Raw genomic sequence first — 6148 nt, forward strand, 5'->3', positions numbered from 1 at the left:
GTTTCCTCTGCAACTTCAACCACTTGCGCTGTCGATCTCTCGTCAGCGGGAGGCGAATTCTACAGCGTTACTCGCTGCTGTCAACACCTCTTTTTCAACTCCCTTTCGGCTTCGATGACCTGAAGCAACTCACTGCCGAAAACTGCGTAACTCATTGTTTACCAAGGAGTTTTCCGTTTCGACTGCGCCGGAAGTGGGGCGAATTATAGACCTCCAGAATCTGCCGTCAAGCAATGATTTGGCTTTTCCATAAGAACCTGGAAATCACTGCTTACATATAGACGCGACCACAACGAATGCGCAATATATTGCCCAATGCACAAGAACAACGCTCTTGCCCCTACTCGGACGATGCCAAGCAATGAATGATCAACCCCGCAGCCTGGCCTCAACCCTGTTTTCGGTTGGCCTCCTATTAATAGCAATGGCCTCGATCCAGTCAGGAGCCTCCCTCGCCAAGAGCATGTTCCCTATTATCGGCGCTCAAGGCACAACGACCCTGCGACTGATCTTCGCCAGCGTAATCATGCTGATACTGTTGCGCCCGTGGCGGGCAACACTCACTGCAAAATCCCTGCGCACCGTCATTGTCTACGGCATGGCGCTGGGCGGCATGAACTTCCTCTTCTATATGTCGTTGCGTACCGTCCCGCTGGGTATTGCCGTTGCGCTGGAGTTCACGGGGCCGTTAGCCGTTGCGATCTATGCCTCGCGTCGTGCAATCGACTTCTTGTGGATCGCGTTGGCCGCCGTCGGCTTGTTGCTTTTAATACCGACCGGCGCCACGACTGCAGGAATCGACCTTGCAGGTGCCGGCTATGCACTAGGCGCCGGAGCTTGCTGGGCGTTGTACATCGTGTTTGGGCAGAAGGCCGGGGCCGATAATGGCGTCCAGACCGCTGCATTGGGCGTAATGATTGCCGCGCTATTCGTCGCGCCAATCGGCATTGTTCATGCCGGTGCTGCACTGCTGACTCCTTCACTGATCCCTGTGGCCATTGGCGTTGCCATACTGTCCACTGCCTTGCCTTACACCCTTGAGATGGTCGCCCTGACCCGAATGCCAGCCAAGACCTTCGGCACACTGATGAGCATCGAACCCGCCTTCGGAGCACTGTCCGGTCTGTTATTCCTCCAGGAGTACCTTTCACTGTCACAGTGGATGGCGATCCTGTGCATCATTCTGGCTTCTGTTGGTGCAACGATGACAATGGGCAGCGCCGCAAAGCCCGCGGTGGCGGCGGATTGACCAAGGATATGACGCAAGTCTGGTATTTAGCGCTCAATTAGGCCATGTTTAGCCCCGCAACCCAGTGTCAGTCATGGATTTTTTGAAAGGGATAGTCAGAACGCTCCAGCGAGAGCGCATGCAGCCAGACCCGGGCGAAAGATCCGGGAATGCTTTAAGGACAGCAATGAAACGAATTTTGCTTTTGATCACCGTATTGGCAGTTGCGGGCTGCGCGGCGACATCGAAGACCCAGGTAAAACACGGCAAGAAGGGGCTGCACATCAATTGTTCGGGGCTGTCGTCGTCCTGGGACAAGTGCTATACCAGCGCCGCCGATTCGTGCGCGCCCAAAGCTTACAAGGTCATCGCCAAGTCCGGGGACTCGGTGGAAGAACCCGGGGATTATCCATTTGGACTCAATCCTGCTGGCTACACCAGTCGAAGCATGATTGTCATCTGCAAGTAGGTTGATGCCGCCCGGCTATCTGGCGGCCAATCTCATCCTGACTGGATTTCAACACCGTACGTTGAGTCTCTGGAGCGGCAAGCATTCGCGCCACGACCAACGCGCCAATGCATTGCGACAAAATGGCCCAAGCCAGGCTGTCGCTTTCCAGTATTCGCGCCCAAGACTGCTGCAACTGACAAATCCAGTCCTCGGCCTGCTGCCGAACCTTCATCTCTGAACGAGCAATTTCAGCGCCCAATGCCGGCAACGCACATCCCCATTCCGGGCTTTCAACGTGCGCCATGCTCAGGTAATGCTTTAGGCAACGCTGCAATCCGTCTGGGCTTTCATCGCCTCTCAATCTTTCCAGGCTCTGACACAACTCGCGCTCGACAATCGAAGCAAACAACTCGTCCTTCGAAGAAAAGTGACTGTAGAAAGCCCCTCCACTCAGACCGATAGCCTTCATCAAACCATCGACTCCGACCGTAGAAAAACCGGACCTCTTGGCCAGCACCGCGCTGCTTTCCAGCAACTTTTCTTTGGTTTCCAGCTTGTGATTGGCCGAGTAACGCATTGCCTTGCCCTCAGGATTGATCGCCTTGACGCTTGCCGAATCGTAGCATAACGTTCGTTCAGTTAACGATCGTTTAGCAAAGGGAACAACCCATGAATAACAAGAAGGTCGTACTGGTTGTCGGCGCAGGTGATGCTACCGGCGGCGCCATCGCCAAACGTTTTGCTCAGGAAGGTTTCACCGCCTGCGTCACCCGCCGCAGTGCCGATAAACTTCAGCCATTGGTCGATGCAATCAAGGCGAATGGCGGCGATGCCCATGGATTTGCCTGTGACGCGCGCAAGGAAGAGGACGTGATCGCGCTCGTCGAGCAAATTGAAACCGAAATAGGTCCTATCGAAGCGTTTGTCTTCAACATTGGCGCCAACGTCCCCTGCAGCATCCTCGAAGAAACCGCCCGCAAGTATTTCAAGATTTGGGAAATGGCCTGTTTCTCCGGGTTTCTCAACGCCCGTGAAGTGGCCAAGCGCATGGCCGAGCGTCAACGCGGGACTATCCTGTTCACTGGCGCGACCGCCGGGCTGCGTGGCGCGTCGGGTTTCGCGGCATTCGCCGGTGCCAAACACGGGATTCGCGCGCTCGCCCAAAGCATGGCCCGCGAACTGGGGCCGATGAACATCCATGTCGCCCACGTTGTGGTCGATGGCGCCATCGATACCGATTTCATCCGTGAAAACTTTCCGGAAAAGTACGCGACCAAAGATGAAGACGGCATCCTCAACCCCGAGCACATCGCCGACAACTATTGGTACCTGCACAGTCAGCCTCGAGACGCCTGGACTTTCGAACTGGATCTGCGTCCCTGGAACGAACGCTGGTAAGCCCTCCCCCAAAACAATAAGCAGAGCGCACCAACCATGAGCAAAACCGTGGAGTTCTATTTTGACCTCGGCAGCCCCGCCACTTATCTGGCGTACACCCAACTGCCAAGCATCTGCAAGCAGACTGACAGCCGACTGATCTACATCCCGATGTTGCTCGGCGGTGTGTTCAAAGCCACCGGCAACGCCTCCCCGGCGATGATTCCGGCCAAAGGACGCTACATGTTTGAGGACCTGGATCGTTACGCGAAACGTTACGGGGTGCCGCTGAAATTCAATCCGCACTTCCCCATCAATACCTTGATGCTCATGCGCGCCGTCACTGGCATGCAGTTGCGGCATCCGGAACGCTTTCAGGCCTTTATCGACTGCCTGTTCCACGCGCTGTGGGTCGAAGGGCGCAGCCTCGATGATCCGGCAACCGTCGCCGCGGTGCTGACGCAGAAGGGTTTCGATCCCAACGAAGTGCTGGCCCTGACCGCCGATGAGGAAGTCAAAGCTGCTCTCAAGGACAACACCGAGAAAGCGGTGCAACGAGGGGTGTTCGGCGCACCTAGCATGTTTATCGGCAATCAATTGTTCTTCGGCCAGGATCGCCTGGACTTCGTCGTCGAGGCCCTGGGTTAAATCTCCACCACCAACCGCCCCTGAGCAGCTCCTGAAGCGAGCAGTTCATGGGCGGCCTGCGCGGAGTGCAACGAAAACCGGCGAGGATCCATCAATGGCTGCAAGTGCCCGGCCTCAATCAATTTTGCGGCGTCGCGAAGTATCTCCCCGTGATGTTCACGGCCAATGCCCGTCAACAACGGCAACAGCGTAAAGACCCCGGAATACGTCGCCCCACGAAACGACAGCGGTGCCAGGCTGTGTTGACCCCAGCCGAGGCAGCTCACCACATGCCCCAGATAAAGCCGAGCCGCCTTGAACGAAGCATCCAGCGTTTCACCTCCCACCGTGTCGTAAACGATATCGAAGCCCTCCCCCGCCGTGTGCTCGGCCACATACTCCTCGACCGAGGATGTGCGGTAGTCGATAAACGTTGCGCCAAACCCTTCGATGAGCGACCGCTGCCCTGACGATCCCGTCGCAAACACCTCGGCTCCGAACGCCTTGGCTATCTGCACCGCCACGTGCCCGACACCCCCCGCCCCGCCATGAATCAACACCTTCTGGCCGGCCCGCACCCGAGCCCGGTCCACCAACCCTTCCCACGCCGTAATCAGCACCAGCGGCAACCCGGCCGCCTCGCGCATGCTCAGATTGACCGGTTTGCGCGCCAAAAATCGCGCATCAACCACTGCGTATTCCGCCAGCGAACCTTGCGCACCGCCGACCCCGGTTGCCATTGCATAGACCTCATCTCCCGCCTTCCAGCCAGTGACCCCCTCTCCCAACGTCTCAATCGTCCCTGCCAGGTCGATGCCCAACACCGCAGGCAGTGGCTGACGCGCATGCGCTGCCTGACCCGAGCGAATCTTTCCATCCAGCGGATTCAACCCGCTGGCGCTGATCCTCACCAACACCTGCCCAGGCGCAGGCACGGGTCGCTGGAGAATGGCCAACCGTAGCGGCCCGTTTGCCGAGTCGACCATCAGAGCGCGCATTTCAAGTGAGTCAGTCATTTCGCAAATTCCCGTCAGAGGTGGCTGTGAGACAAATCTTCCTCCGCTTCACCCATGCCGATAAGACGCTATATAGCTATAGTTACCATGCCTATTTGGCATCAATGAGAGATCGGCGTGGACAAACTCAATGCAATGGCCATTTTCGTCCGTGTGGTCGAGCGCGGCAGTTTTTCCGCCGTCGCGCGCGAGATGCAGACCAGTCAGCCAACCATCAGCAAAGTCTTGAGGGCGCTGGAAACGAAACTCGGCGGCAAACTGATCGCCCGCAGCACGCGCCAACTGTCACTGACGGATGAAGGTCTGCGCTACTACAACGAATGCCGACAGATCCTTGCCGCGGTGGATGCCGCTGAACACAGCTTTCAATCTGGACGCGAAACCGTTGCCGGCAACCTGCGAGTCGGTTCGTCCGTCAGCTTCGGGCGGCTGCAAATTGCTTCGCGACTGCCCGGCTTCCTGAAACTGTATCCACAGGTGCACATCGATTTGCAGCTCAGCGACCAGCATCAAGACCTGGTGACCGAAGGCCTGGACGTCACCTTCAGGATCGGTGATTTGCACGACAGCGGCCTGATCGCCCGCCACGTCGGCACCACCCACCGAGTGACAATCGCCGCCCCCGCCTACCTCAATCAACACGGCCAGCCTCGCACGCCGCTCGAACTGGGCGCGCACAATTGCCTGCAATTCAACCTGCTGAACAGCCAAAACCTGTGGGTTTACCAGAAGGACGTGCAACGTCACGAAGTGCGCATCAAGGGCAATGCGCAAAGCAACAACTCTGAAGCGATCCGCGAGATGGTGTTGGGCGGGTTGGGCATTGCGCTGTCGCCGATATGGCTGTTCAGCGAAGACTTGAAGGCGGGTCGAGTGACCGCGATTTTACGGGAGTACACCGCACAGTCGCTGCCAATCCATGCTGTGTCCCCGGCGAATCGTCGCCAATCCGCCAGGGTCAAAGCCTTTATCGACTACATGAGCCAGGCGCTGGACGCCGCGCCTGAACTCAAGCCGCTCAGATAGCGGCGGTTCGGGTGTTCAACCACTCAAGGGCCGCGCCGTCGAGCAACGGGCTCAAGCGCTCACGCACTTCGGCGTGATAGGCGTTGAACCACTGTTTCTCGTCCTGAGTCAGTAGCGAAGCGTCGAGGCAGCGGGTGTCGATTGGGCACAGAGTCAGGGTTTCGAATTTGAGGAATTCGCCGAATTCGCTTTTGCCGGCCTCGCGATTCAGCACCAGGTTCTCGATCCGCACGCCCCAACGGCCCGGACGATAAGTCCCCGGTTCAATGGAGGTAATCATGCCCGGCTGCATCGCGGTTTGCGGTGCGGCGACGGCTTGATAGGCGATGACCTGCGGGCCTTCGTGGACGTTGAGGAAATAACCGACGCCGTGCCCGGTGCCATGGCCGTAGTCGACGCTTTCGGCCCAGATCGGCGCGCGAG

General features: G+C 57.9%; 8 protein-coding genes. 5 read left to right on the forward strand and 3 right to left on the reverse strand.

Annotated features, from left to right (window positions below; translation table 11 throughout):
• The first annotated feature begins 361 nt into the window (after nt 1–361).
• Nucleotides 362–1249, forward strand: a complete 888-nt coding sequence (gene rhtA, locus ACQKP4_RS28075) for a threonine/homoserine exporter RhtA (RefSeq protein ID WP_427637291.1) — start codon at nt 362–364, stop codon at nt 1247–1249.
• A 166-nt stretch (nt 1250–1415) separates the two neighbouring features.
• A complete protein-coding gene (locus ACQKP4_RS28080) occupies nt 1416–1697 on the forward strand; it encodes a hypothetical protein (RefSeq protein WP_427637293.1) in 282 nt (93 codons plus the stop codon).
• Here ACQKP4_RS28080 and ACQKP4_RS28085 read toward each other — a convergent pair.
• On the reverse strand, nt 1684–2256 hold the full coding sequence (locus ACQKP4_RS28085) for a TetR/AcrR family transcriptional regulator (protein WP_427637295.1): 573 nt from the start codon (nt 2254–2256) through the stop codon (nt 1684–1686). The two genes, ACQKP4_RS28080 and ACQKP4_RS28085, sit on opposite strands and share 14 nt — an antisense overlap.
• A 92-nt stretch (nt 2257–2348) precedes the next feature.
• On the opposite strand from ACQKP4_RS28085, the gene ACQKP4_RS28090 reads away from it, so the two are divergent.
• Entirely contained in the window at nt 2349–3077 is a 729-nt protein-coding gene (locus tag ACQKP4_RS28090) for an SDR family oxidoreductase (RefSeq protein ID WP_427637297.1), read from the forward strand.
• A 36-nt stretch (nt 3078–3113) separates the two neighbouring features.
• The gene (locus ACQKP4_RS28095) at nt 3114–3704 is read left to right on the forward strand and encodes a 2-hydroxychromene-2-carboxylate isomerase (RefSeq protein ID WP_427637298.1); all 591 of its coding nucleotides are present in this window, start codon (nt 3114–3116) and stop codon (nt 3702–3704) included.
• Here ACQKP4_RS28095 and ACQKP4_RS28100 read toward each other — a convergent pair.
• Entirely contained in the window at nt 3701–4699 is a 999-nt protein-coding gene (locus ACQKP4_RS28100; RefSeq protein WP_427637300.1) for a zinc-dependent alcohol dehydrogenase family protein, read from the reverse strand. The two genes, ACQKP4_RS28095 and ACQKP4_RS28100, sit on opposite strands and share 4 nt — an antisense overlap.
• 117 nt (nt 4700–4816) lie before the next feature.
• Here ACQKP4_RS28100 and ACQKP4_RS28105 point away from each other — a divergent pair, with 117 nt between their 5' ends.
• The gene (locus tag ACQKP4_RS28105; RefSeq protein WP_427637302.1) at nt 4817–5725 is read left to right on the forward strand and encodes a LysR family transcriptional regulator; all 909 of its coding nucleotides are present in this window, start codon (nt 4817–4819) and stop codon (nt 5723–5725) included.
• Here ACQKP4_RS28105 and ACQKP4_RS28110 read toward each other — a convergent pair.
• On the reverse strand, nt 5718–6148 hold a 431-nt coding region (locus tag ACQKP4_RS28110), incomplete at its 5' end, for a M24 family metallopeptidase C-terminal domain-containing protein (protein WP_427637303.1). The genes ACQKP4_RS28105 and ACQKP4_RS28110 overlap by 8 nt on opposite strands.

It is taken from the genome of Pseudomonas sp. NPDC086278 (genome assembly GCF_050280905.1).
Taxonomy (GTDB): Bacteria; Pseudomonadota; Gammaproteobacteria; order Pseudomonadales; family Pseudomonadaceae; genus Aquipseudomonas.

Excerpts from the sequence above, each read along its gene's own strand:
- rhtA (WP_427637291.1), top strand. The coding sequence starts at position 362 with ATGAATGATCAACCCCGCAGCCTGGCCTCAACCCTGTTTTCGGTTGGC.
- ACQKP4_RS28080 (WP_427637293.1), top strand. The coding sequence starts at position 1,416 with ATGAAACGAATTTTGCTTTTGATCACCGTATTGGCAGTTGCGGGCTGC.
- ACQKP4_RS28085 (WP_427637295.1), bottom strand. The coding sequence starts at position 2,256 with ATGCGTTACTCGGCCAATCACAAGCTGGAAACCAAAGAAAAGTTGCTG.
- ACQKP4_RS28090 (WP_427637297.1), top strand. The coding sequence starts at position 2,349 with ATGAATAACAAGAAGGTCGTACTGGTTGTCGGCGCAGGTGATGCTACC.
- ACQKP4_RS28095 (WP_427637298.1), top strand. The coding sequence starts at position 3,114 with ATGAGCAAAACCGTGGAGTTCTATTTTGACCTCGGCAGCCCCGCCACT.
- ACQKP4_RS28100 (WP_427637300.1), bottom strand. The coding sequence starts at position 4,699 with ATGACTGACTCACTTGAAATGCGCGCTCTGATGGTCGACTCGGCAAAC.